The 23,265-nt window shown below is 71.1% G+C and carries 21 protein-coding genes and 1 pseudogene; 6 read left to right on the plus strand and 16 right to left on the minus strand.

The genetic code is table 11. From position 1 onward, the window contains the following. Positions 1-35: 35 nt before the first annotated feature. Positions 36-461, plus strand: a complete 426-nt coding sequence (locus LX88_RS25410; protein ID WP_258950324.1) for a DUF1761 domain-containing protein — start codon at positions 36-38, stop codon at positions 459-461. Here the strand turns inward: LX88_RS25410 and LX88_RS25415 are convergent. The 7 genes from LX88_RS25415 to LX88_RS25445 are packed head-to-tail and all read right to left on the minus strand — an operon-like array spanning position 458 to position 5,452. Further along, the gene (locus LX88_RS25415; protein WP_372511416.1) at positions 458-898 is read right to left on the minus strand and encodes a PH domain-containing protein; all 441 of its coding nucleotides are present in this window, start codon (positions 896-898) and stop codon (positions 458-460) included. The two genes, LX88_RS25410 and LX88_RS25415, sit on opposite strands and share 4 nt — an antisense overlap. Next, a complete protein-coding gene (gene ribH / locus LX88_RS25420; RefSeq protein WP_090069097.1) occupies positions 895-1,392 on the minus strand; it encodes a 6,7-dimethyl-8-ribityllumazine synthase in 498 nt (165 codons plus the stop codon). The genes LX88_RS25415 and ribH overlap by 4 nt, the downstream gene beginning before the upstream one ends. Then, a complete protein-coding gene (locus tag LX88_RS25425) occupies positions 1,389-2,651 on the minus strand; it encodes a bifunctional 3,4-dihydroxy-2-butanone-4-phosphate synthase/GTP cyclohydrolase II (RefSeq protein WP_258950326.1) in 1,263 nt (420 codons plus the stop codon). The genes ribH and LX88_RS25425 overlap by 4 nt, the downstream gene beginning before the upstream one ends. Further along, positions 2,648-3,268: a riboflavin synthase gene (locus LX88_RS25430; protein ID WP_090069094.1), complete on the minus strand. Its 621-nt coding sequence runs from the start codon at positions 3,266-3,268 to the stop codon at positions 2,648-2,650. The genes LX88_RS25425 and LX88_RS25430 overlap by 4 nt, the downstream gene beginning before the upstream one ends. 8 nt (positions 3,269-3,276) lie before the next feature. Beyond that, positions 3,277-4,260, minus strand: a complete 984-nt coding sequence (ribD, locus tag LX88_RS25435; protein ID WP_258950552.1) for a bifunctional diaminohydroxyphosphoribosylaminopyrimidine deaminase/5-amino-6-(5-phosphoribosylamino)uracil reductase RibD — start codon at positions 4,258-4,260, stop codon at positions 3,277-3,279. Between the two features lie 14 nt (positions 4,261-4,274). After that, positions 4,275-4,925 (minus strand): ribulose-phosphate 3-epimerase, encoded by a 651-nt coding sequence (rpe, locus tag LX88_RS25440; protein ID WP_258950327.1) that lies wholly within the window; start codon positions 4,923-4,925, stop codon positions 4,275-4,277. 26 nt (positions 4,926-4,951) lie between these two features. Continuing rightward, positions 4,952-5,452, minus strand: a complete 501-nt coding sequence (locus LX88_RS25445) for a flavoprotein (protein WP_258950328.1) — start codon at positions 5,450-5,452, stop codon at positions 4,952-4,954. 88 nt (positions 5,453-5,540) lie between these two features. Between LX88_RS25445 and LX88_RS25450 the strand changes: the two genes are divergently transcribed. After that, positions 5,541-6,536: a YncE family protein gene (locus LX88_RS25450; RefSeq protein WP_258950329.1), complete on the plus strand. Its 996-nt coding sequence runs from the start codon at positions 5,541-5,543 to the stop codon at positions 6,534-6,536. 154 nt (positions 6,537-6,690) lie between these two features. Here LX88_RS25450 and LX88_RS25455 read toward each other — a convergent pair whose 3' ends face one another. The 4 genes from LX88_RS25455 to LX88_RS25470 are packed head-to-tail and all read right to left on the minus strand — an operon-like array spanning position 6,691 to position 9,797. After that, entirely contained in the window at positions 6,691-8,127 is a 1,437-nt protein-coding gene (locus LX88_RS25455) for an RsmB/NOP family class I SAM-dependent RNA methyltransferase (RefSeq protein WP_258950330.1), read from the minus strand. Continuing rightward, positions 8,124-9,050, minus strand: coding sequence for a methionyl-tRNA formyltransferase (gene fmt, locus LX88_RS25460; protein ID WP_258950331.1), 927 nt, complete (start codon positions 9,048-9,050; stop codon positions 8,124-8,126). The genes LX88_RS25455 and fmt overlap by 4 nt, the downstream gene beginning before the upstream one ends. A 2-nt stretch (positions 9,051-9,052) precedes the next feature. Beyond that, positions 9,053-9,601, minus strand: coding sequence for a peptide deformylase (gene def / locus LX88_RS25465; RefSeq protein WP_090069087.1), 549 nt, complete (start codon positions 9,599-9,601; stop codon positions 9,053-9,055). Between the two features lie 46 nt (positions 9,602-9,647). Next, positions 9,648-9,797, minus strand: coding sequence for a hypothetical protein (locus LX88_RS25470; RefSeq protein ID WP_258950332.1), 150 nt, complete (start codon positions 9,795-9,797; stop codon positions 9,648-9,650). Positions 9,798-9,965: 168 nt separating this feature from the next. Here LX88_RS25470 and LX88_RS25475 point away from each other — a divergent pair, with 168 nt between their 5' ends. Continuing rightward, positions 9,966-10,484, plus strand: a complete 519-nt coding sequence (locus tag LX88_RS25475; protein WP_258950333.1) for a DinB family protein — start codon at positions 9,966-9,968, stop codon at positions 10,482-10,484. Positions 10,485-10,742: 258 nt separating this feature from the next. Here the strand turns inward: LX88_RS25475 and ggt are convergent, their stop codons facing one another. Beyond that, complete coding sequence (gene ggt / locus LX88_RS25480) at positions 10,743-12,512, minus strand: gamma-glutamyltransferase (RefSeq protein ID WP_258950334.1); 1,770 nt, start codon at positions 12,510-12,512, stop codon at positions 10,743-10,745. A gap of 65 nt (positions 12,513-12,577) precedes the next feature. Here ggt and LX88_RS25485 point away from each other — a divergent pair, with 65 nt between their 5' ends. Next, the gene (locus LX88_RS25485) at positions 12,578-13,045 is read left to right on the plus strand and encodes a hypothetical protein (protein WP_258950335.1); all 468 of its coding nucleotides are present in this window, start codon (positions 12,578-12,580) and stop codon (positions 13,043-13,045) included. Between the two features lie 42 nt (positions 13,046-13,087). Here LX88_RS25485 and LX88_RS25490 read toward each other — a convergent pair whose 3' ends face one another. The 4 genes and pseudogenes from LX88_RS25490 to LX88_RS25510 all read right to left on the minus strand — a co-directional run bounded on the left by LX88_RS25490 (position 13,088) and on the right by LX88_RS25510 (position 19,754). Beyond that, a complete protein-coding gene (locus LX88_RS25490; RefSeq protein WP_258950336.1) occupies positions 13,088-15,130 on the minus strand; it encodes a primosomal protein N' in 2,043 nt (680 codons plus the stop codon). A gap of 30 nt (positions 15,131-15,160) precedes the next feature. Continuing rightward, on the minus strand, positions 15,161-16,366 hold the full coding sequence (locus LX88_RS25495; RefSeq protein WP_258950337.1) for a hypothetical protein: 1,206 nt from the start codon (positions 16,364-16,366) through the stop codon (positions 15,161-15,163). Between the two features lie 9 nt (positions 16,367-16,375). Continuing rightward, positions 16,376-18,322: a phosphocholine-specific phospholipase C gene (locus LX88_RS25500; protein ID WP_258950338.1), complete on the minus strand. Its 1,947-nt coding sequence runs from the start codon at positions 18,320-18,322 to the stop codon at positions 16,376-16,378. A gap of 92 nt (positions 18,323-18,414) precedes the next feature. Further along, positions 18,415-19,754, minus strand: a pseudogene (locus LX88_RS25510) (S8 family peptidase). 135 nt (positions 19,755-19,889) lie between these two features. Here LX88_RS25510 and LX88_RS25515 point away from each other — a divergent pair. Beyond that, positions 19,890-20,633, plus strand: a complete 744-nt coding sequence (locus tag LX88_RS25515) for a calcium-binding protein (protein ID WP_258950341.1) — start codon at positions 19,890-19,892, stop codon at positions 20,631-20,633. Between the two features lie 48 nt (positions 20,634-20,681). Then, positions 20,682-23,207 carry an AfsR/SARP family transcriptional regulator gene (locus tag LX88_RS25520; RefSeq protein WP_258950342.1) on the plus strand — a complete coding sequence of 842 codons (2,526 nt, stop codon included), beginning with the start codon at positions 20,682-20,684 and terminating at the stop codon, positions 23,205-23,207. The last annotated feature ends 58 nt before the right edge of the window (positions 23,208-23,265 follow it).

Below are 23,265 nucleotides of genomic sequence, written 5' to 3' on the forward strand. Positions count from 1 at the left end.
TGCCAAGTCACCCTGATCACCGCGGGAGACCCCTCATGAGCTTGACCGTGCTCGGCGACCTCAACTGGTTGGCCGTCGTCGTCGCCACGATCGCGTACTTCGCGCTCGGCCTGGTCTGGTACGCGGACTACGCCTTCGGCAGGGCCTGGCAACGCGCGGCCGGCTGGGACCTGAGCCCACCCGAGAAGGTGGGGGTGGGCGTCTTCGCCATCCCGCTGGTCACGTGCTTCGTCATCACGCTCGCCACCGCGATGATCGGTTACGCCTCCCGCACCGACAACATCATGGAAGGCATCCTGCTGGGCCTTGTCGTCGGTCTCGGCATCGCGCTGCCGGTCAGGTTCGTGACCGGGGCCTACGACATGACGAAGCCCGCCCCGATCACCTTCGCGGCCATCGGAGCGGGCTATCACGTCGTCGGACTCACGCTCGCGGGCGCGATCCTCGGTCAGTGGATCTAGTTCCTTGCTGCCTTGTGCAGCTCACGCAACGCGCGCACGGACGAAACGGCGTATTCGCGGTCCACGGCCTGCACGGCCATCAGAGAGATGTACTCGTCGTCCGGCAGCTCCAACCGGGCCCACGCGGCACCGTCCGGGAAGCTGACCGACAGCACGTCGTTCCAGTCGAAGTGGTGTGACGTCACGACGTTGCGCACGTCGACGCCTGACGCATCGGCCGTGACGCGGGGACGGGTCAGCAGCAGCACACCACCCGCGAGCAGGAAGCCCAGCAGGATCATGGCGATCTGGTCGGAGGTCCGGAAGATCACCCCGGTCGGCGTGTTGCCCAGCAGCAGGCCCACCACCGTGAACACCACGACCAGACCGACCGCGCACGCCCACGCGACGCGGCGGATCTTCTTGGGGCGCAGGACGAGCGCTTCGGCCGTCATCATTCGAAACCCCGCTCGGTCCAGGGCTGGCGCAGGCCGCGCAGCACCAGTGCCGTGTCGATCGCGGCGACGGTCGCCTCGTACCCCTTGTCCTCCACCGAGTCCGGCAGGCCGGCGCGAGCCAGGGCCTGTTCCTCGGTGTTGGTCGTCAGCACGCCGTTGCCCACGGGCGTGGACTCGTCGAGCGCGACGCGCGTGAGCCCGTCCGTCACCGAGTCGCACACGTACTCGAAGTGCGGGGTGCCGCCGCGGATGACCACGCCCAGCGCGACCACCGCGTCGTGGTGACGCGCCAGTTCCTGCACCACGACGGGGAGCTCGATCGCCCCCGCCACGCGCACGACCGTCGTGTCGACGCAACCCGCGTCCTCAGCGGCCTTCAGTGCCCGCTCGACGAGCTGGTCGGTGATCTTGGTGTGCCAGCGCGTCGCCGCGATCGCGACGCTCAGGCCCTTGCCGTCGAGCCTGGTCTGGTCTGGACGGCCCTCGCCGCTCATTCCTGGTCCTCCGTAGCGGAAACAACGGTCTCGTACTGCTCGAGCTGGTGCAGTTCGTGACCCATCCGGTCGCGCTTGGTGCGCAGGTACCGCAGGTTCTCCGGGTTCGGGGAGACCGGCAGCGGCACCCGGTCGAGCACCCGGAGACCGTATCCGGCCTCCAGGCCGACGCGCTTGGCCGGGTTGTTCGTCAGCAGCCGCATGGACTTGATGCCGAGCTCCACGAGGATCTGCGCACCCGTGCCGTAGTCGCGTGCGTCGGCGGGCAGGCCCTGCACCAGGTTCGCGTCCACGGTGTCGGCGCCCTGGTCCTGCAGCTGGTACGCCTGCAGCTTGTGCATCAGGCCGATGCCACGGCCCTCGTGACCGCGCATGTACAGCACGACGCCACGGCCTTGTGCCGCAACGGCTTCCATCGCCGCGTCGAGCTGCGGACCGCAGTCACAGCGCAGCGAGCCCAGGACGTCGCCGGTGAGGCACTCGGAGTGCACGCGCACCAGCACGTCCTCGCCGTCGCCGATCTCGCCGTACACCAGGGCGACGTGCTCGATGCCGTCGAGCAGGCTGTCGTAGCCGAACGCCGTGAACACGCCGTGCGCGGTCGGGATGCGGGCCTCGGCGGCGCGCACGACCTGGGTCTCGACCCGGCGGCGGTACGCGATGAGGTCGGCGATCGTGATGATCGCGAGGTCGTGGTCCGCGGCGAAGACCTCCAGCTCGTCGCGGCGGGCCATGTCGCCCTCGTCCTTCTGCGACACGATCTCGCAGAGCACGCCCGCGGGCGACAACCCGGCCATCCGCGCCAGGTCGACGGCGGCCTCGGTGTGCCCGGGACGGCGCAGCACGCCACCGGCCTTGGCACGCAACGGCACGACGTGGCCCGGGCGGTTGAAGTCGCTGGCCTTCGCGGTCGGGTCCGCGAGCAGCCGGATCGTGCGGGCGCGGTCCGCGGCCGAGATGCCGGTGCTCACGCCCTCGCGCGCGTCGACCGTGACGGTGTAGGCGGTGCCGCGCACGTCCTGGTTCGTGTGGAACATCGGCGGCAGGTCGAGGCGGTCGCAGTCCTCCTCGGTCAGCGGCACGCAGATGTAGCCGGACGTGTAGCGGACCATGAACGCGAGCAGCTCGGGCGTCGCCTTCTCGGCGGCGAAGATCAGGTCGCCCTCGTTCTCGCGGTCCTCGTCGTCCACGACGACCACGGGACGACCGGCGGCGACGTCCCTGATCGCGCGCTCGATCTCAGCGAAGTCCGTGCTCACTGGGCCTCCTCGCCCGCGATGGCCCGCAGGTGCGGGATCGCCAGTCGTTCGACGTACTTCGCCAGCACGTCGACCTCCAGGTTCACCAGGTCGCCCGGAATCCGCTGCCCGAGCGTGGTGAGTTCGAGGGTCGTCGGGATCAGGCTCACGGTGAACTGGTCCTCGGAGACCGTCACGACCGTCAGCGAGACCCCGTCGACCGTGATGGAGCCCTTCTCCACGACGTACCGGGAGAGGCTCGGCGGGAGTCCGATGTGGACGATCTCCCAGTGCTCGGCCTTCTCCCGCGCGAGAATCGTGCCCGTGCCGTCGACGTGGCCCTGCACGATGTGGCCGCCGAGGCGCTGGCCGACCGCGGCCGCGCGCTCCAGGTTGACCCGGTCGCCCGCGGCGACCTTCGCGAGGCTGCTGCGCGTGAGGGTCTCGCGCATCACGTCCGCGGTGAAGCTGTCGTTCTCGACTTCCACGACGGTGAGGCAGACGCCGCTCACCGCGATGGAGTCGCCGTGCTTCGCGTCGCTGGTCACGATCGGCCCGGCGATGCGGATCCGTGCCGCGTCAGGCAGGTCCTCAATCGCCTCGACGTGGCCGAGTTCCTCGACGATCCCGGTGAACACCGCTCCTCCTAAGTTCGCGGAACCGCGCTGATCCGCAAGTCCGGTCCGCTCATGGTGACGTCTTCCACGGTCAGCCTCACAGCGTCCGTGATGGTTGACACGCCCGCGTCCAGCACCGCCGCGGGACCGTCCCCGAGCAGCGTGGGCGCGATGTAGGCGAGGACCCGGTCGATCCTGCCGGCGCGCCAGAACGCACCGGCGAGCGTCGGGCCGCCCTCCAGCACCACGTCGACCACGCCGCGCTCGGCGAGCGCGGCCAGGACGGCGTCCGGTTCGTGCGTGCGCAGGTGCAGTGCGGTGTGCTGGAGCTTCGCTCCCTCCGGCAGGTCGCTCTTGCCCACCACCACCGGCAACGGCTGGCGGGGCAACGGCATTCCACCGGCGTCCCTGGCCGTCAGAGCGGGGTCGTCCAGCCTCACCGTGTTCATGCCGACGACGATCGCGTCGAGCTTGGCGCGCAGGTCGTGGACCTCCTTGCGGGAGGCCTCGGAGCTGATCCACCGACTGGTGCCGTCCTTGGCCGCGATCCGGCCGTCGAGCGAGGCCGCGTACTTCCACGTGACATGTGGACGGCCCGTGCGCGCGTAATGCAGCCACGCCCTGAGGGGGCCTCGGCTGACTTCCTGCTCCATCAGGCCGCTCTCGACGGTGACACCGGCTGCCCTGAGCACCTCGACGCCGCCCGCGGCCTTCGGGTTCGGGTCACTGGTGGCGTGGATGACGTGCTTGATGCCGGCTTCGATGAGCGTCTCGGCGCACGGCGGCGTACGGCCATGGTGCGCGCACGGTTCGAGGGTGACCACCGCGGTGCCGCCACGAGCCTTCGAGCCCGCTGCCCTGAGCGCCATCACTTCGGCGTGCGGCCCGCCGACCGGCTGCGTGCCCCCGAACCCGACCGCGTTACCGCCCTCGTCGAGGATGACGCAGCCGACCGGCGGGTTGGGGCTGGTGGTGCCCCGGACCCGTTCGCTCTCCGCGATGGCGAGCGTCATCGCGTCCTGCGGGGTCACCTCGCACCGGCTGCCTGGGCGCGCAGTGCCTCGACGGCCTTGCCGGGGTCCGCGGCGTCGTACACGGCGGAACCCGCGACGAAGCAGTCCACACCGGCCTGCGCGGCCTGCTCGATCGTGTCGGCGTTGATGCCGCCGTCGATCTCCACCAGCAGCTTCAGGTGCCCGGTGTCGACGAGGTGACGGGCCTGGCGGACCTTGTCCAGCACGTCCGCCATGAAGCTCTGCCCGCCGAAGCCCGGCTCGACCGACATGACCAGCAGCGTGTCGTAGTGCTTGAGGACCTCGACGTACGGCTCCAGCGGGGTGCCGGGCTTGATGCTCAGACCGGCCTTGCTGCCCGCCGCCCTCAGGTTCTTGGCCAGCGCCACCGGGTCGCTCGCAGCCTCGACGTGCACGGTCACGTTGTACGCGCCGGCCTCCGCGTAGCCGATGGCCCAGCGGTCCGGGTCCGCGATCATCAGGTGGCAGTCGATCGGGATGTCGGTGACCTTGAGCAGCGACTTCACCACGGGCAGGCCGAGCGTCAGGTTCGGCACGAAGTGGTTGTCCATGACGTCGACGTGGATCCAGTCCGACGTGGGCACCGCGGCGAGCTCGTCGGCGAGGCGCGCGAAGTCGGCGGACAGGATGCTGGGGGCGATCATCGGCGTGTGGACCACAAGGGTGAAGTCTAGGTGTCCAGCAGGTCGAGCAGCCTGCCGGGAGCCACGTCTGAGACCACGACGACACCCGCATTGGTGAGCGTCGTGACGTGCGTCTCCCACATGGGGTGACGGCGCTTGTCCGCGTTGGCCTGGGGCATGACGACGACCTTGCAGTTCTCGACGCCGATGCCCTCGTTCAGGGCGGTCAGCGCTTGGTTGTCGCCGATGCCCAGGGCCAGCTTGGCCACGGAGTTCGCGCTGGCCGGGGCGAAGAGGAACGCGTCCGGCGTCGGGTAGGGCTTGGGCTGGCTCGGCATCCTCGGCTCCCAGCGGATCGGGAGGTCCGTCAGCGCCTGCAGCCTGCCCAGTTCACCGGCCTCCTCGAACCACGGGACGACCGCCGGCGTGAACGTGATGGCCAACCGCCACCCCCGTCGCACGGCCGGCTCGGCGAGTTCCGTGCGGAACCACGACTCGACACCGCCGCACCCGGAAGCGGCCAATCCGAGCAATCCACGCGTAGTCACCGCTGCGATGTTAGGCGGTCTTTTTTGTCGGACACCGCCGCTAACGTCCCCTACCGCGGGTGATCACCCGCACACTGAGGGGAGCAAGATGCACAAGTGGAACCGGTGGCTCAGCGCCACCGCGATGACGGCCGTCCTGGTGGCGGCCACAGCCCTTCCCGCGTCCGCCGAACCGCCGCAGCGCACCGTGCCGCTGGCGCTGAAGTCCTTCTCGGACATCGCGGTCGACCCGACGCTGGGCCACGTGTTCGTGAGCAGCAAGACCGACAACGCCGTCGCCGTCACGGACCTGTCGGGCAACCCGGTCACCAAGCTGTCGAACCTGCCCGGCGCCACGGGTCTGGCGCTGAGCCCGGACGGCGAGACGGTCTTCGTCGCCCTGTCCCAGTACGGCGCGATCGCCGCGCTGGACACGCTCACGCTGACCGAGCGGGCTCGCTACCCGGTCGGTGAGGTGTGCCCGTCCGACCTCGCGATCACCAGCAACCGCCTGTACTTCAGCTACGGCTGCAACACGTGGGGCGGCGGCATCGGCCGTGTCTCGTTCAACGGCGCGGACGCCCGCACGGGCCTCGTGACCGGGCACTACAGCCCGCAGCAGCTCGCGACGTCGCCCGCCAGGCCCGGCCTGCTGGCGGCGGGCCAGCCGAGCCTGTCGCCGTCGGACCTCGTCGTCCTGCGCGAGGAGGGCGACGGGCTCGCCGTCCAGGCGTCCCGCGAGGCGGGCAGCAACCTGGCCGACGTCGAGTTCTCCCAGGACGGCAGCCAGGTCCACGTGGCGAGTGGGGCGCCGTACCAGATCCAGTCGTACACGACCGACACCCTCGCGGTGCGCGGCACCTACAACACCGGGCCCTACCCGGTGGCGGTGGCGGTGAGCGCCGACTCCGGTGCTCTCGCCGCGGGGGTCAACAGCGACACGTCCGTGCGCCTCTACCCGGCGGGCTCGCTCGACGAGTCCCGTTCGTACGAGGCGCCGTACCTGTACCAGGCGAGCCTGGCGTGGGGTCCCGGCGGCCGCTGGGTCTACGCGGTGGGCAACCGGTTCGGTCAGCCGGCTCAGCTGCACGTGCTGAAGGCCTGACGTGAGTGGCCGGACGAGCTGTTGCTCGCCCGGCCCGTTGGTGCAGGGCATCACTTCGTCACTCGAACCGGTGAACCCCGAAGCCGTTGCACCCCTTTGCGAGCCGACGGGCCCGAACCTGTCAGACCCCGTCGCTAGCGTCCTTCACGAGCGCTCAAACAGGGCGTCGCAGCACCACGCAGAACATCGCGTCGGTGCCGTGCAGATGAGGCCACAGCTGAACGTGCGGTCCCTCCCCGAGGTCCGGAACTCCGGGGAAGAACTCCCGCGTGTCCAGCACCTCGGCCCCGGTCCGCTGCGCGACGTCCGTCAACACCCCTACGGTCTCGGAGAGATGAGGTGAGCACACGACATAAGCCACCACGCCGCCAGGGCGCACCAGCCGCAGCGCCTCGGTCAGCAGCTCGCGTTGCAGCTTCGTGAGCGTGCCGACGTCGGCGGGCTGGCGCCTCCACCGCGCCTCCGGGCGCCTGCGCAGCGCACCGAGACCGGTGCAGGGCGCATCGACCAGCACGCGGTCGAACGCTCCTTCGACGAAGCCGGTCTCGAGCCCGTCGGCCACCTCCACGGTGACCGGCAGGCCTGAGGTGAGCTTGCGCACGAGCTCGGCGCGGTGGGGTGCCTTCTCGACGGCGATCAACTCGCCGCCTTCGATGCCGACCAGCGCGGCGAGCAGGGCGGCCTTGCCGCCGGGGCCCGCGCAAAGATCGAGCCAGCGGTCGTCCGTACCTTCGATCGGCGCGCGCGTCAGTGCGAGTGCGCAGAGCTGGCTGCCTTCGTCCTGGACGTGGGCGAGGCGCTCCCGGACGGGCTCGAGATCGCCCGGGTCGCCCGCCCCGGCCTCCAGGTGCACACCGTAGGGCGAGTACGGCGCCACGTCACCGCCGGTGATGGCGGCGAGCTCGTCGGCGCTCACCTCGCCCGGACGGGCCACCAGATGCACGGCCGGCCGTGCGTCATCGGCCTCCAGGGCACGCTTGAGCGGCTCCTCGCGGCTGCCGAGGGCCTCCGCGAACGCCTGCGCGATCCAGCGCGGGTGGGCGTGGGTGAAGGCCAGGTTGCCGATCGGGTCGGTCTCCGGGTCGGGGGCGAGCTCGTCGACCCAGGCCGCCTCGTCCTGCGCCGCGACCCGGCGCAGGACGGCGTTGACGAAGCCCGCGATCCCGGAGCCCCGCTCGGCTCGGACGAGGTCGACGGTCGAGGCGACCGCCGCGTGTGACGGGATGCGGGTGCGCAGCAGCTGGTACGCACCGAGCCGCAACGCGTCGAGCGCCGAACCGTCCACTTCGGACAGCGGCCGGTCGGAGCACGACTCGATGACTGCGTCGAGCAGGCCCTGCGCTCGCGACGTGCCGTAGGTGAGTTCGGTGGCGAGCGCCGCGTCACGGCCGGTGATACGGCGTTCGCGCAGCAGCTGCGGCAGCACGAGGTTGGCGTACGCGTCGCGCTGGCGCACCGCGCGCAGCGTCTCCAGCGCGGCGAGGCGTGCCGGGTCCTCCACGGGTGGCCGGGAGGGGCCGGTGCGCCGCTTCGGCGGGTGGGGACTGCTCGGGCGCGACGGCTTGGAAGCTCCTCGCGAATGGCCGGTCATGCGATGCGCTCCCCTGCTTCGATACGCGTGCCGCGGGCCCAGTCGGTGGCGCCCATGCGTTTCTTGCCCTGTGCCTGTACCTCGCCCAGCGCCACGGCGGTGGTCGCCGTGCCCACGAGCACGCGCTTGCGTTCGACGAGGATCTCGCCGGCCGGCAACGTCACGTCGTCCACCGGCGTCACGGGGCCGAGCTTCAACCGCTCGCCGCGGAACTCGGCCCACGCGCCGGGCTCCGGCGTGACGGCGCGCGCCAGGCGGTCCACCGCCACGGCGGGCGCGGCGAAGTCGAGGCGGGCGTCCTCGACGGTGATCTTGCCGGCGTAGGTGACGCCGTCGGTGGGCTGGTCGACGGCGACCAGCGTGCCGTCCTCGATGCCGTCCACAGTGGACAGCAGGAGGTGGGCACCGGACTCGGACAACCGGGTCAGCAGGTCGCCGGAGGTGTCGCGGTCGCGCACCTTCTCGGTGACGACGCCGAACACCGGACCCGCGTCGAGCTCCTTCACGATGCGGAACGTCGAGGCGCCCGTGATGTCGTCGCCGTTGCGCACGGAAGCCTGCACCGGCGCGGCGCCGCGCCACGCGGGCAGCACGGAGAAGTGGAGGTTGACCCAGCCGAACTTCGGCACGTCGAGCGTGCGCTGCGGGAGCAGGTTGCCGTAGGCGACGACCGGGCAGAGGTCGGGTTCGAGCGCGCGCAGGCGGTCGAGGAACTCGGGTTCCCCCGCCTTGGCGGGCGTGAGGACCTCGATGCCGTGCTCGTCGGCGAGCGCGCCCACCGGGGAGCGCTCGAGCCTGCGGCCACGGCCGGAGGGTGCGTCGGGACGGGTGACCACGGCGACGACGTCGTGGCGGGAGGAGGCGATGAGGGCGCGCAGCGAGGGCAGTGCGACCTCGGGCGTACCGGCGAACACGAGTCGCATGGTCAGCTGGACCTGCCGAAGAGTGGGTGCGGGCTCTGTTTCAAGGTGGGCACCGTACCGTCGAACCACTCGGACTGCCGGATCTCCCGCATGGCCTGCTTGCGGGTGTCGGCGTCGAGGCGGTCGAGGAACAACACGCCGTCGAGGTGGTCCGACTCGTGCTGGATGCAACGGGCCAGCGTCTCGGTGCCTTCGACCTCGACGGGCTCACCGTGCATGTTCCAGCCCTTGGCCACGACGTGCAGGTGGCGCTTGCAGTCCCACGACATGCCGGGGATGGACAGGCAGCCCTCGGAGCCGTCCTGCATCTCCTCGCCCACCACGTCCCACGTCGGGTTGACGAGATGGCCGGCGAAACCGTCGCAGTGGTACGTGAACACCCGCAGTCCGACACCGAGCTGTGGCGCGGCGAGTCCTGCTCCGCCCGCGTCCTGCATCGTGTCCCACAGGTCTTTGACCAGGGTGCGCAGTTCCTTGTCGAAGTCGGTGACCTCGGTGGCCGCGGTGCGCAGCACGGGGTCGCCGAACAGGCGGATGGGTTGGACGGTCACGCAGTGCTCCTCGTGTGGACTGGAGGTCAGTCTACGAGGAGCGCGGTCAGTGCTCGGACGCGCTGCCGAGGAAGATCACGCCCACCAGTGCCAGGAGGAAGTGGACGGTGAACCGCAGCGCCGTCAGCACGGGGCGGAACAGCGCGTGGAAGTCGATGTGGGCAGCCGGGGCGCTGGAAACCGTGGTCGTCGTCATGCCGTGAACTGTGCCGTTCACGCAGGTCAGCCCACATCGGCTCGCGGTATCGAGCCGGCATCAGCCCAGGGTAGGAAGATCACGCGCCGGCCTCGGCCGGAAGGTGGATCCGCCGAGGTCATGAGGCTGATGCGACGAGGCCGGGCGGCATCGGCTAGGCATGACCCCATGACCTGGACGGCACCCGAAGTCACCCCGGCCGGCGAACCACTGCTCGGTGCGGAACGCCCGATGCTCGAAGCGTGGCTGGACCGCCACCGCGCCACCTTCCTGGCCAACTGCGCGGGCCTCTCCGGCGAACAACTCGCCGTGGCGTCCACACCACCGTCGAACCTGACCCTGCTGGGCCTGGTCCGCCACCTCACGGACGTCGAGCGCGTCTGGTTCCGCCGCCGCCTGGCGGGCGAGGACGTCAAGGCCCGCTACAGCGTGCCGGGCAACCGGGACGGCGCCTTCGAGCACCTGGCCCCCGCACGCGCCGAGGCGGAGTACGCCGGCCTGCTCGACGCCATGGCCGAGTCCCGCACGGCGGTGGCGGCCCGGGACCTCGACGACACCTTCGTGCACGAGCGCGTGGGCGAGATCTCAGTGCGCTGGCTCTACATCCACCTGATCGAGGAGTACGCGCAGCACAACGGTCACGCCGACCTCATCCGCGAACGCATCGACGGACGTACCAACGAATAGCGGCATTTCTCTGCTGTGGCGGAGGATCACCACGCGGCTCGGTGCCGTGCTCGCCGCAGTCGTGGCGGCCGTGTCCGCTGTCATCGCACCGGCCGGGGCGGCGACGAGGGAACTGTCACCAAGTTCGCGGGCCGCAGACGTACATGGCCGTCCGCTGCACCGCAAATCCCGGCCGGGACCTGTTCTAGGGCGAGACCGTCGTGGCGTGACCGACCGGCTGGAGTGCGGCGTCGCGCACTCCAGCCGGTCGGGTTCGGGTCAGCCGACCTTCACCACTCGGGCGGCACCTCCGCCGCGCCGGGTCGGCTCGGCGACGGCACGCCAGCGGCCGTCCCCGGCCCGTTCGACGGCCGTGGCGGCGCCGATCTCGGCGTTCTGGCTGAACCTGTGCCCGATGGCCTGCAGGCCGGCCGTGGTCGAGGCCGCGATGAACGCCGCCTCGGCCGGGGTGGTGGCCGCGTTGCGCTGCGAGGCGCGCGGGGCGGCCACCGCGTCGACGAGGGACATCTTGCGGTCCAGGCGGGCGGTCAGGATCTGGGTGACCGTGGTGATGATGGTGGAGCCGCCCGGCGAGCCGACGGCGAGCAGGGCCTTGCCGTGGTCGAGGACGATCGTCGGGGCCATGGACGAGCGCGGGCGCTTGCCGGGGCCGGGGAGGTTCGGGTGCGGGACGCCCGGGGTCGGGGCGACGAACTCGAAGTCGGTGAGCTCGTTGTTGAGCAGGAAGCCGCGGTTCGGCACGACGATGCCGCTGCCGCCCTCAGCCTCGATCGTCAGGGTGTAGGCGACGACGTTGCCCCAGCGGTCGGCCGTCGTGAGGTGCGTGGTGCGTTCGGCGTCCTCGCGCTGCGCCGAGATACCGGCGGTGGCCTCGCAGGCCTGCGGGTTGCGCGGGTCGGCGGCGGGCTGCGGGGCGGGCAGCACGGCGTCGGGCTTGATCAGGCACGCGCGGCTGTCCGCGAACTTCTGCGAGAGCAGGCCCTCGGTCGGCACGCGGGAGAAGGCCGGGTCGCCGACCCAGCGCAGGCGGTCGGCGAAGGAGAGCTTCGTCGACTCGATGAAGCGGTGCAGGTACTCGACGTCGGAGACCTTCGAGAGGTCGGTCGACTCGAGGATGTTGAGCGCCTCGCCGACGGTCGTGCCGCCGGACGACGGTGCGGCCATGCCGTAGACGTCGAGGCCCCGGTAGCGCGTGTGCGTCGGGTCGCGGCGCTCGACCTGGTAGCGCGTCAGGTCGGAGAGCTGCATGTCGCCGGCGCGCACGTTGCGGGTCGAGCCGGGCACGACCGGCGGCTTCCGCACGGCCTGCACCAGGTCGCGGCCGACCGCACCCCCGTAGAGCGACGCGAGTTCGGTGCGGGCGAGCTCGCGGTAGGTGTCGGCGAGCTGCGGGTTGCGGAACGTGCTGCCGACCGCGGGAGCCTGCCCGCCGGGCAGGTAGAGATCGCGGGTCGAGGTGAAGTCGGCGAAGCGGGCGGCGTTGTTCGTGATCTGTGAGTTGAACGTCTGGTCGACGACGAAACCGCGCCGTGCCAGCGCTTCCGCGGGCGCCATGGCCTCGCGAAGGTTGAGCGTGCCCCACTTGCGCAGCGCCTGCTGCCACGTCTTGGGCGTGCCGGGGACGCCGACGGACTTGCCGCTGGTCATCGCCTCGGCGAACGGCAGGGGCTTGCCGTCCTCCACGAAGAGCTGGTCGGTGGCGGACCGCGGCGCGGTCTCCCGGCCGTCCAAAGTGGACACGCGGCGGGTGCGGGCGTCGTAGTGGACGAAGAACCCGCCGCCACCGATGCCCGCGCTGAACGGGTCGGTCACGCCGAGCGCGGCGGCGGTGGCGACGGCGGCGTCGACGGCGTTGCCACCGCGGCGGAGCACGTCGATGCCGATCTGGGACGCGTCGGGGTCGACGCTCGAGACAGCGCCTCCCCAGCCCACCTGTTCGGGCACGCGTGGCGATGATTCCGCCGCGCCTGCCGGAGCAGGGGCGACCAGTACGACGGAGAGCGTCAGTGCGGCAACCGTTCGCAACATGCGGAAACTTCTACTCCGTTACGACCGGATGGCAACAGTCCTTGAGGAAGGCCTAAGGTGCGGGCGTGTCGATCGATCTTGACCAGTTGCGAACCAGTTTCACGAACACCCCGCTCGACGAGGCGGACCGCGAGGAAGCGCTGCACCTCCTGCTGCGCGCACGCCGCGATGGCGACGCCGATCTGCTGCGCCACCTGCTAGCCCAGGAGACCGCCGCCCACCAGGAGGGCTGGGGCGTGAGCGAGGCGCTGGGGCTCGCCGCCCTGCTGCTCGCCGAGTGCGGCCGCGAGGAGGACGTCTGGGCCCTGTGGGAGGCCAAGAACGCCTCCTTCGACACCATGGCGGGCCTCGACGGCTTCCTGCTGTTCCCGGCGGGCATCGCGGGCACGACGGCGCACGTGATCGCGGGCGAGGACCACCCCGAACGCGGCGACCTCATGACGTACCTGAGTGAGTACCTCGAGTACGAGAAGCTCACCGACGAGGACATCCGCGAGCACATGGCGGGCCTGCGCTCCCACTACGACAGCTGACGCGCGTCGGCCCCGGACGCGGGGCCTTCACCGAATCCGGCGCTACAGGACCTCCAGCGGGTCGAGCTTGATGCGCACCAGGTCCTGCTCCTTGCGGGCCGTCCGCACGGCCTGCGCCTCGGCCAGCACGGCGGCCAGCTGGCGGCCTTCCGCCCGGGAGACCCGCACCAGCGCGCGTTCCTTCGTCTCGTCGTCGCCCAGAGGCACCGGGCCGAGGATCTCGCCGGTGGGCGGCAGGCGAAGTTCGTCGAGCATGGCGTTCACCGCGTCCGGGGTGCCGTCGACGGTCGCCATCCGGACCGCCGGCGGGAAGCCGAGCTCGGTGCGGGCGGCCAGTTCGGTGGCGGCGTGCCACACCGGGTCCCAGCGGACCAGGGCCTGCACCGGGGTCAGGGACGAGTCGGCGATCACGACCACCCGGCCGTTGCCCGGCCGCACCAGGCCGGCCGCCGTCATCCACCGGCGCAGCGCCTCCTCGGAGGCTCTCAGGTCGGCCCTGCCCAGCAACGCCCACCCGTCGAGCAGCAGCACCGCGCCGTAGCCGCCCTCGGCCACGGGTTCGGCACCCGGTGTCGCGACCACCAGCGCCGGTTTGCCCGGCACCTCGGTCAGCACCGCGTCCGCGCCGCTCGTCCGCACCGGGTGACCGGGGAACGCACGCCCGAGCTCCTCCGCCGTGCGCTTGGCGCCGATGACCTGGCCGCGCAGCTTGCGCGAGCCGCACGTGGGGCAGCGGAACCCGGCCTCCGTCGCCGCGCACCACCGGCAGTACGCGGGCTTCGGCAGCCCGTCCTCGGTGCCGCCGGGCAACGCCAGTGGACCGGCGCACCGGCGGCACCGCGCGGGACCGCGGCACTGGCCGCAGGCGAGAGACGGCACGTAGCCCCGGCGCGGCACCTGGATCAGCACCGGCGAGTCGGCCAGGGCGAACCGGGCCGCGTCGAACGCGATGGACGGCAGCCGGGCCGTGCGGGCGGCCGGGTCCTTGACGTCCTGCCACTCGTTGTCGCCCACCGAGACCACCCTCGGCGCGACGGACCTCAGCGTCTCGCGCGACGCCACGATCTCGTGCGCCCAGCCCGTCTCGACCAGCAGCTGCGCCTCGGCCGTGCGGGCGAACCCGCCGATGAGCAACGCGGCACCCGTCATGTGCGCACGCTGCACCAGCACGTCACGCACGTTCGGATACGGCGACCTCTGCTCGACGTGCAGGTCGTCGCCGTCGTCCCAGACCACGAGCAGCCCAGGGTCCCGCACCGGTGCGAACGCCGTCGCACGCGTGCCGACCACCACCCGAGCCACGCCACGGCGCACGGACAACCAGCGCTTGTAGCGCTCCGACGGCCCGAGATCGGCCGACAGCGTCACCACGCCCTCGATCACCGCGTCGCACGCCTTGGCGACCCGGGCCAGATCGCGGTGGTCCGGCACCACGATGATCACTCCGCGGCCGGACGACGCGACCGCGGCGGCCGCCTCCGCGAGCCGGGCGGGCCAGTCCTCGGCGGGCAGCGCCTGCCAGACGGCGTGGGCGGGCCGGCCCTCGTGCAGGGCCTCCAGGTACTTGGGGCCGCGGGGGTAGCGCGACCAGGCGTCGGCGGGAACGGGCGGCAGCTGCGACCGCGCGGGCTCACCGCCGGCGGACGCGGGCACCCAGGCGGGAAGCTGCGGCAGCGGCGGCGGCTCCCCCGGTGCCGCGGCCTCCGCGCGGGCGTGGCGGGGCGGGACGGCCAGCCGCAGCACGTCGATCATGCCGCCCGCGTACCTGTCCGCGATCGTGCGCGCCAGCGTGGCGATCTCGGGCGCGAGCACCGGTTCGGGCGACACGACCTTCTCGATGAAAGCGAGCTTCTTGCCGTACTCCGACGTCTCCACGCGCTCCAGCAGGTAACCGTCGACCAGCTGGCCCGCGAACCTCACCCTGACCCGGCAGCCGGGCACCGCGGCAGCGTCCAGTTCGGACGGAACCGAGTAGTCGAACGGCCGGTCCAGGTGGGCCAGCGGCACGTCCACCACGATCCGGGCGACCGGCAGCGACTCAGCGGGGACCCGCTCCCCTTTTCTCGCTCCGGTCTTCGCGTTCATACCTCCTGGTGTATCAGACACCCCCGACAGTCACGCGTTGCGCCTCACCAATCCGGTGAAGCCCGCCACGAACAGGGTGGCGAACGCCCACGCCAGGACCTGCAGCAGCCACGTCGACGCCAGCACCACCTGGCCCGCGCCCGTACCCGCGTCGACCGTGCAGCGGGCGGCGTCCACCTTGACCAGCGGCGTCGCCACGTTCAGGGCGTAGCCGACCTGCTCGACCGTCGAGCACCGCACGGCACCGGAGACCAGCACCACACCCACCGACACGGCGAGCACCCCGGCGAGCCACACGAGCGCGAGGCCGGGCCGGTAGCCGTGCCCGACGGTCATGCCGCGGACCAGGTGCCAGACGCGTCCCCATCGCGAGAGCTGGCCGCGCCGGCGCAGATCACGTTGCTGGGCAACGCGGATCCGCCGCACGTCGCGTTCGTGCCCGGCTGCCTGGTGCGCCGAGGCCAGCTGGGCCCACGGCTGAGCCGAGTAGCGCAGAGTGCGCTCCGGCAACAACGACAGCCATTCGTCCACTGTGGCGTCGCGCGGCAGCCCTTCGTAGGTGAGCCCTTCGAGCTGCACCTGGCCGTCGATCCCGCCGAACGGCATCAGCAGGTCCTTGCCGACGCGCACGTGACGCAGGTCGAGCGCGACGCCGGACGAGCTGAAGCGCCCCTCGCGCAGGACGACCTGCCCGTCCACGCGGGTCCCGCGCATGCGCACGGCCGCGTGCCTGCCACCGCCCGAGACCTCGCACCCCGCGTTCAGGAAGATGCCGTCACCGACCTGCAGGTCCACCAGCGTCAGCCCCGACTCGAAGCGTCCGCCACCGAACATCAGCACGCCGGCGACCCGCGATCCGCTCAGCGTCACCGAACCCGGCGCGTGGAGCCCGTCGTCCAGGTGGACGCTGCCGCCAATGCGCATGTGCGGCGCGTCGACCGACTCCCCTGCGCCCAGCCGGGCACCGCTGAGCCGGAGGTGGTGGTCGACGGCCAGGCCGCGGGCCTCGACCGCCGGCGCGACCAGGCCCCGCAGGTCCAGCAGCGAGAACTGCGCCCGGTTGAGCAGCACCGGCTGCTCCGTCGTGCAGTCCCGCAGCACCAAGGGCTTCTTGGCGACGACGTCGGACAGGTCGAGCTGGCCGATGATCGTCGCGCCGACGATCTTCAGGCCTCCGGGGTCCAGCGCCTCGTGCTCGATCATCCGCTTCCGGATCTCGTCCCCCGTGATCTCCACGAGGCCACGTTAGCCGGAGATCGACTCCTGGCCGTTCTCGATGTGACCGCACAAACGGCGGCGGAACTCCGGCTCCTCCTCCACCGTCACCGTCAGGTCGTACCACCCGGAGTTCATGGCGGTCAGCCACGGGATGACGTGCCGATGTCCCGGCTTCACGACGTAACGACGCCGCCCCAGCACGAACGTCAGCCGCGACGATCCGCTGTTCTCGAACGTCAACGTCAGCACACGGCTGTATCCACGCACCGACGACGAGACGCGCGCACGGTCAGAGGAAGACCCGGCGAACTCACGGCGGAAACCGTTGGGTCCCAGCAACACGAGGTCATGCTCACCGGCGACCTCCAGTGCAGCCGACGACGCGACGTCGAAGTGCTGCGGCAACGCGAACTGCCCGGAGTACGGGTACAGGGCGAAGTGCACGGACGCCGCCCCGGAGTTCGACATCTCCAGCGAGGACCCGCGCAACGACGCCTCGGGCTGGTACGGCAGGGCACGCGCACGCCGCCGTCCGGGCTCCTGCTCCGGCATCTTCTGCTCGGACGGAGGCGCGGGACGCCACCGCGGCGTCGCGGGCGGTACCGGGGCGGGCTCGCCGACCTCGGGCCACGTCCGGCGCCGGTCGAAGTCGAACGCCGAGGTCAGGTCGCCGGCAACGGTCCGGCGCCACGCGGAGATCTCCTCCGACCGCACGCCGGTCCACTTCTCCAGGAACCGCGTCATCGACGTGTGGTCGAACACCTGCGAGTTCACGTAACCGCCCACGGACCACGGCGAGACGACGGTCATCGGCACGCGCGCACCCAGTCCCAACGGCCGGTCACCCACGTACTCGTCGGTGACGGACAACGGCGGGCGCGGCGGCGGCACGTGGTCGTAGAAGCCGTCGTTCTCGTCGTAGGTGATGAACAGGACCGTGGACTCCCAGACCTCCTGGTCGGACGCCAGCGCGTCCAGCACCTGGTAGGTGATCGACGCGGAGGCCGCGGGCGAGGACGCGCCGGGGTGCTCGGAGTCCGCAGAGGACGGGACCAGGTACGACACGGCGGGCAGCCGGCCCGCGGCGACGTCCGCGCGGAACTTCTCCCCCAGCCCGCCGGGCCGCACGCGGTGAAGTCCCCTGTCGTACAGCGACTTCTCCGCCGCGGAGAGCTTCGAGAGGTCCAGCGCACCGATCAGCGCGGGGTCACCGGTCCCGTACAGCTTGTCCAGCGACTTGAACCCGGCGGGCAGCACCTTGCGCGCGATCTCCTTGAACCGCGCGTAGAACTCCAGGTTGTTGTCCTGGAAGTTGTCCCACTCCTGGTACACCCGCCACGACTTCCCGGCGGCCTCCAGGCGTTCCGGGTACGTCTTCCACGTGTACCCCGTGTGCGTGTCCTCGCTGTAGGCCGCGTTGCCGGTCGCACGGCCACCGGAGGGCTCGAAACCGGTGTACCCGGACACCCAGTAGTTGCGGTTCGGCGAGGTCGAGGACGGCACCGAGCAGTGGTAGGCGTCGCACAGCGTGAAGGTGTCCGCGAGCTCGTAGTGGAACGGGATGTCCTGGCGCGTGTAGAACGCCATCGTCGCCCCGGTCTTCGCGGGCACCCAGTTGTCGTTCCACCCGCCGCGCAACGCCGAGTGCCCGCCGTTCCAGCTGTGGTCCAGGTCACCGATGTACTGGATGTCCCGCCCTGACGCCGTCTCACGCACCGGAAACGGCAGCACGCCCGACTGGTTGAACACACCCCTCAGCGCGTTGCGGTCGGAGAACCCGCGCACGCCACGGAGCGTCCCGTAGTAGTGGTCGAACGAACGGTTCTCCTGCATCAACAGCACGACGTGCTTGATCGCGCGCAACCCTCCCGCACGAGGCTCACGAGCCAATGCGGCGTACACCGACGACGGCAGCAGCGTGCCCGCACCAGCAGCAGCGACCGCAGCCATGAACCCACGACGAGAGAGCGACATGAACCGAGTTTGTAGTCCGGGTACATGGCGCGGAACCAACCCCTGTATGAACAAAGGCCCTGGATGACCAGGACCTTTGTTCACAGATCACATCACGCGGCGGCCATAGCGGCCGCGACGCTCGCCTGGGCGTCGAGCAACCCCTTGCCGCACTGGGTGGCCGCCGGCAGCACCTTCGCCTTCAGGTGCAGCAACACCTGTGCGGGTGTCAGCGACAACTTGCCCTGCTGCACACGGGCGTGCTGCATCAACGCCACGACACCGGCCACGTGCGGTGTGGCCATGCTGGTGCCCTGGTAGCGAGCGTAGAACGATGCGCCGGCACCGTCGGACCGTTGTTCAGCGTCGAGAGCACACCGTTCGCCGCCGACGGCGAGGTCTCACCGCCGGGCGCGCACACCTCGATCGTGGCCCCGAAGTTCGCGTACGAGGCCCTGTTCGCCTGACGGTCCGTGGCGCCCGTGGTGATCACACCGACACAGTTCGCCGGGGTGGCTCCCGCGGCGTTCACGGCACTGTTTCCCGCGGCGACCACCACGGTCGCGTGGTGCACGTTGCGGGCGGTGTTGATCGCGCTCTGCAGCGTCGCGGGGCAGACCGCCGACGGGCCGCCGAGCGACAGGTTCAGCACCTTGGCCGGGTTCGGGTTCGCCGGAACACCCGGCACAGCGCCACCTGCCGCCCACACGATGCCCGCGGCGATGTCCGCCAACGTGCCACCACACGTGCCGAGGACGCGCACGGGCACGACCCTGGCCGACGGCGCGACGCCCGTGACACCGGTCAGGTTGTTGCGCAACGCCGCCACTGTGCCGGCGACGTGCAGCCCGTGCCAGCTCGAAGCCCGCGCCGCCGTGCCAGGACCGCACTGGTTCGCCAGCCGCCAGTCGCCTTGGTCCGCCGGGTTGGCGTCCCGGCCGCCGCCGTCCTTGGCGTAGCCCGCGTTGCTGATGAAGTCGTAGCCGCCGACGTAGTTGGCCGTCATGTCGGGGTGCGCGGTGCGGCCGGTGTCGATCACCGCGACCCGCTGGCCGGAGCCGGACGGCCCGAGGTCCCACGCCTGTGAGAGCCGGATGCCGCCGACGGCCTCCCAGTAGTGCCACTGCTGCGGCCACAGCGGGTCGTTCGGCACGGCCGTCGCCTCGAGCACGATGTTCGGCTCGGCGTACTCGACGTCGCCGCGTGCCATCAACACGCGGATCGACTCGGCCGCGTCACGGGAGGCGAGCACCTCGGCGCCGTCCGTGGCGTCGGCGACGGCCCGTGTCCGCGACTGGGTCAGCGCGTCCCCTCGCGACGCACCGTCCCGGAACTTGACGATGATCTCCTGTTCTTCCGGTTCCTCCTGGGCCGCCGCGGACAGCGAGGTCAACGCGGGCGTAACCGTCAGCGCCATCACGACGCCCAACAGGGTTGCCATGCCGGTTCTCATGGTGGTCCTCCCCTTCACGAACGAACTGACTGCGAGAAGGAGAGACCGGCGCGGTTGTGGCACGGATGCGGCCGCCACAACAGATTCACAACAGGCCGCGCGTACCCACGTGCACAACGTCTCCGAGGGGGAACCATGCTCATGCTCGTCGTGGCAGCCGCACTGGCCGCATCGGGAACCACCGCCGCACCGGATCCCGCGACCTTCGCGCGGGTCGAGGCCGGCAGGCTCGTCATCACCGGGGCGCCGGCGCGCGCCAGCCAGATCCACGTCTCCGGCACCACCGTCAGCGATACCGGCACGATGCGGCCGGGCACCGGGTGCACGCGCCTGTCGGCCTCACGCGTGCACTGCGCTCAGGTCCAGAAGATCGTCATCCACCTGGGCGACCGCGACGACATTGTGCTCTACGACAGCGCCGTGCCGACCGAGCAGCACGGCGGCAACGGGGACGACTCCCTGCACGGCGGCTCTGGCGCGGACGTCCTGCAGGGCGGCGAGGGCGACGACGCGCTGAGCGGCGGCCTGGGTCCCGACCAGCTCTTCGGCGGCGACGGCGACGACGTGCTGGACGAGCCGAAGGCCGACGCGGGCGGCAACCTCCTGCAGGGCGGCTACGGCGACGACAAGATCGACGGCGCGAAGCAGGACATGCGCGACCGGGCGGACTTCAGCGACCACGCCGAGGGCATGACGATCGACCTGGCGGCGGGCACGGCGAGCAGGCCGGGTGAGGTCGACGAGCTCACGAACGTGCAGGACGTCCACGGCACCCAGGGCGACGACGTGCTGAGCGGCAACGCCTGGCCCAACATGATGGTCGGCCTCGGCGGCACCGACACGTGCACACCGGGCCTCTACGACCTGTGCGTTCAGTGATTCGCCCGGCCGACGTATCAGGAGCGGGCGTGAGAACTCCGCTCATGCGTGGACCAACTGGACGTCCGCCTGCTCGGACCCCTCGAAGTGACCGGGCCGGGCGGCGTGCTGCGCCTCGCCGGCACGCGCCAGCGCTCCCTCCTGGCGCTGCTGGCGTTGCGCGCACCCTCGGTGCTCCCCGCAGCGCGTCTCATCGACGCGCTGTGGGGCACCGAGCCCCCACCGACGGCGTTGCGGACGCTGCACAGCCACATCGCGCGCGTCCGTTCGGCCCTCGCCGCGATCGGCCTCCCGGACGTCCTGGTCACCACCAGCGCGGGCTATGCGCTGCGGATCGATCCATCGCACGTCGATGTCACACGGTTCGAGCGCGCACCCTCGCCCCGTGCGGCACTCACGTTATGGCGCGGCGATCCCCTGACCGACTGTGCCGTCTCCGAATGGGCGTCCGCTGAGATCACCCGGCTGCACGAAGCGCGCCTCGCGGCAGAGGAGGCGTTGGCGCGCCAGGAGATCGGTCGAGGCGCCTGCGGAACCGCCGCCGCGCAACTCGAACGGCTCGTCGTGAGTCATCCGTTGCGAGAACACTTCTGGGAGTTGCTCGCCGACGCACAACTACGTGACGGCCGACGCGCCGATGCGTTGAGCACGGTCCGACGAGCCCGCACCGTGCTCGTCGAGGAGCTGGGCGTCGATCCCGGACCGGGCCTGCGCGCGGTCGAGGCGGAGGCGCTGGCCTGTCCGCCCCCGGACGCCGGCGCGGGGCTCGTCGGACGGCAGCGCGAGACCCAGGACGTCGTGCGGCTGCTGGAGATGTCCCGGCTCGTGACGCTCACCGGACCGGCGGGCTGCGGCAAGTCGCGGCTCGCCCAGCACGTCACGCCGTCGTCCAGGGTGGCCGACCTGACTTCCGCGTCGTGCGTCGAGGACGCGGTCGCGGCGGCGTTCGCGATCACCACACGCGAGCTGAGCACGCTCGGCGACACGTTGGTGCTGCTGGACAACTGCGAACACCTACGGGCTGAGTGTGCGGCGTTCACCGAAGCTCATCCTCAGCTCCGTGTGCTCGCCACCAGCCGTGAACCCCTTGCTGTGCCTGGTGAAACGGTCTACCCGTTGCCACCTCTGGCCGTTCCCGACCCGGACGTGTCGCGCTCGCTGGCCGAACTGGCCGCGTACGACGCCGTGCGGCTGTTCCTGGACTGTGCGGCGCACACGTACACCGACGCCGATGCATCGGCGATCGCCCAGCTCTGCGCGGCGCTCGACGGCCTGCCGCTCGCGCTGGAACTGGCAGCCGCCCGCACGTCCGTGCTCACCCCCGCCCAGGTCGTGCGGCGGCTGCGCGACCGGTTCGGGCTGCTGGGGCCGTTGCGCGCGGCGATCGCGTGGAGCCACGACCTGCTGACACCGCCGGAACGCACGCTGTTCGCCGATCTCGCGGTGTGCGCGGGCGGATTCCCGGCGGATCTGGTCGAGGCGCTGGGAAGTTCGCTCGACGCGCTGACCGGGTTGGTCGCCAAATCACTCGTGCGGGTCTCCCGGGTCGCCGGCGAGACCCGGTTCTCCATGCTGGAAACCGTGCACGCGTTCGCGATGGAACAACACTCGTCCGCGCACGCTCAAGCGGCCGACTTCTTCTTATGCCTGGCCGAACGCGCCGAGGCCGACCCCACGGGCACGTTGCTCAACGAGCTGCGCGTGGAGCACGCGAACCTGCAACGCACCATGGAGTGGTTCAGGTCGACCGGCGACGCGGACAAGGTCCTCCGCCTGGTCGTGGCGTTGACCCGCTACTGGCACCGCACCGGCGACTACGGCGAGGGCCGCCGATGGCTGGCGGTGGCGCTGCGGGGCTCAGGACCGTTGCGCGGCAAGGCTTTGGCTTCCGCGGCCGCGCTGGCGTTGCTGGAGTGCGATTACGCCGAAGCGGTGCGCTACGCTCGTGATGGATTGGAGACCGATCCATCCTTGGCCGGGAGGCTGCACCGGTTGCTCGGCTCGGTCGCGCGAGAACGCGGTCACTACGAAGCCGCGCTGCACCACTACCAAGAGGCCGCGCGCGCCTCGAATCCGATGAACGCCGCCTACGCCCGGCAACTCGCGGGTGCCACGTCCTGGCTGGCCGGTGATCTCGTCGTGGCCGAGGCCGATCTTCAGGCATCACTGAAGTCACTGCGCGAGCTGGGTGACCGGCGCGGTGCCACCTCGTCGCTCGCCTACCTCGGTGCCGTCGCGTGGTACCGGGGTGATGCCGCGCAGGCACGCGGAATGCTGGACGAAGCGCTGGACACGTTCGGGGAACTGGAGTTCAAGGAGGGCATCGCCTGGGCGCTCAACCTGCTCGGTGTGGTCGAACACGGCTCGGGCAACCCGCGGGCCGCGCGGCCGTTGCTGGAGCGCAGTCTCACGCTGCACCGCGAACTCGGCGACCGCTGGCGTGAGGCGAGCGTTCTCGAGGCGCTCGCCCGCTCGACGGGCCGGCGGGAACTGCTGAGGGAGGCGGCGGCGATCCGCAGCAGGATCGGGGCGCCGGTGCCGATCGTCGAACGGGACCTGGCGCGCTCCGGTTAGCGTTCGGGCAACGCACGGTCGCGACTCTCTCTTCAGGCAAGAAACCGAAGAGGGGAAA

The sequence above is a fragment of the Lentzea californiensis genome (assembly GCF_024648825.1).
GTDB classification, from domain to species: Bacteria; Actinomycetota; Actinomycetes; order Mycobacteriales; family Pseudonocardiaceae; genus Lentzea; species Lentzea californiensis.

What these genes read in the sequence shown, in the direction of transcription:
- LX88_RS25410 (WP_258950324.1), top strand. Translation starts at nt 36, where the DNA reads ATGAGCTTGACCGTGCTCGGCGACCTCAACTGGTTGGCCGTCGTCGTC.
- LX88_RS25415 (WP_372511416.1), bottom strand. Translation starts at nt 898, where the DNA reads ATGATGACGGCCGAAGCGCTCGTCCTGCGCCCCAAGAAGATCCGCCGC.
- ribH (WP_090069097.1), bottom strand. Translation starts at nt 1,392, where the DNA reads ATGAGCGGCGAGGGCCGTCCAGACCAGACCAGGCTCGACGGCAAGGGC.
- ribD (WP_258950552.1), bottom strand. Translation starts at nt 4,260, where the DNA reads ATGACGCTCGCCATCGCGGAGAGCGAACGGGTCCGGGGCACCACCAGC.
- rpe (WP_258950327.1), bottom strand. Translation starts at nt 4,925, where the DNA reads ATGATCGCCCCCAGCATCCTGTCCGCCGACTTCGCGCGCCTCGCCGAC.
- LX88_RS25450 (WP_258950329.1), top strand. Translation starts at nt 5,541, where the DNA reads ATGCACAAGTGGAACCGGTGGCTCAGCGCCACCGCGATGACGGCCGTC.
- LX88_RS25455 (WP_258950330.1), bottom strand. Translation starts at nt 8,127, where the DNA reads ATGACCGGCCATTCGCGAGGAGCTTCCAAGCCGTCGCGCCCGAGCAGT.
- fmt (WP_258950331.1), bottom strand. Translation starts at nt 9,050, where the DNA reads ATGCGACTCGTGTTCGCCGGTACGCCCGAGGTCGCACTGCCCTCGCTG.
- LX88_RS25470 (WP_258950332.1), bottom strand. Translation starts at nt 9,797, where the DNA reads ATGACGACGACCACGGTTTCCAGCGCCCCGGCTGCCCACATCGACTTC.
- LX88_RS25475 (WP_258950333.1), top strand. Translation starts at nt 9,966, where the DNA reads ATGACCTGGACGGCACCCGAAGTCACCCCGGCCGGCGAACCACTGCTC.
- ggt (WP_258950334.1), bottom strand. Translation starts at nt 12,512, where the DNA reads ATGTTGCGAACGGTTGCCGCACTGACGCTCTCCGTCGTACTGGTCGCC.
- LX88_RS25490 (WP_258950336.1), bottom strand. Translation starts at nt 15,130, where the DNA reads ATGAACGCGAAGACCGGAGCGAGAAAAGGGGAGCGGGTCCCCGCTGAG.
- LX88_RS25500 (WP_258950338.1), bottom strand. Translation starts at nt 18,322, where the DNA reads ATGTCGCTCTCTCGTCGTGGGTTCATGGCTGCGGTCGCTGCTGCTGGT.
- LX88_RS25515 (WP_258950341.1), top strand. Translation starts at nt 19,890, where the DNA reads ATGCTCATGCTCGTCGTGGCAGCCGCACTGGCCGCATCGGGAACCACC.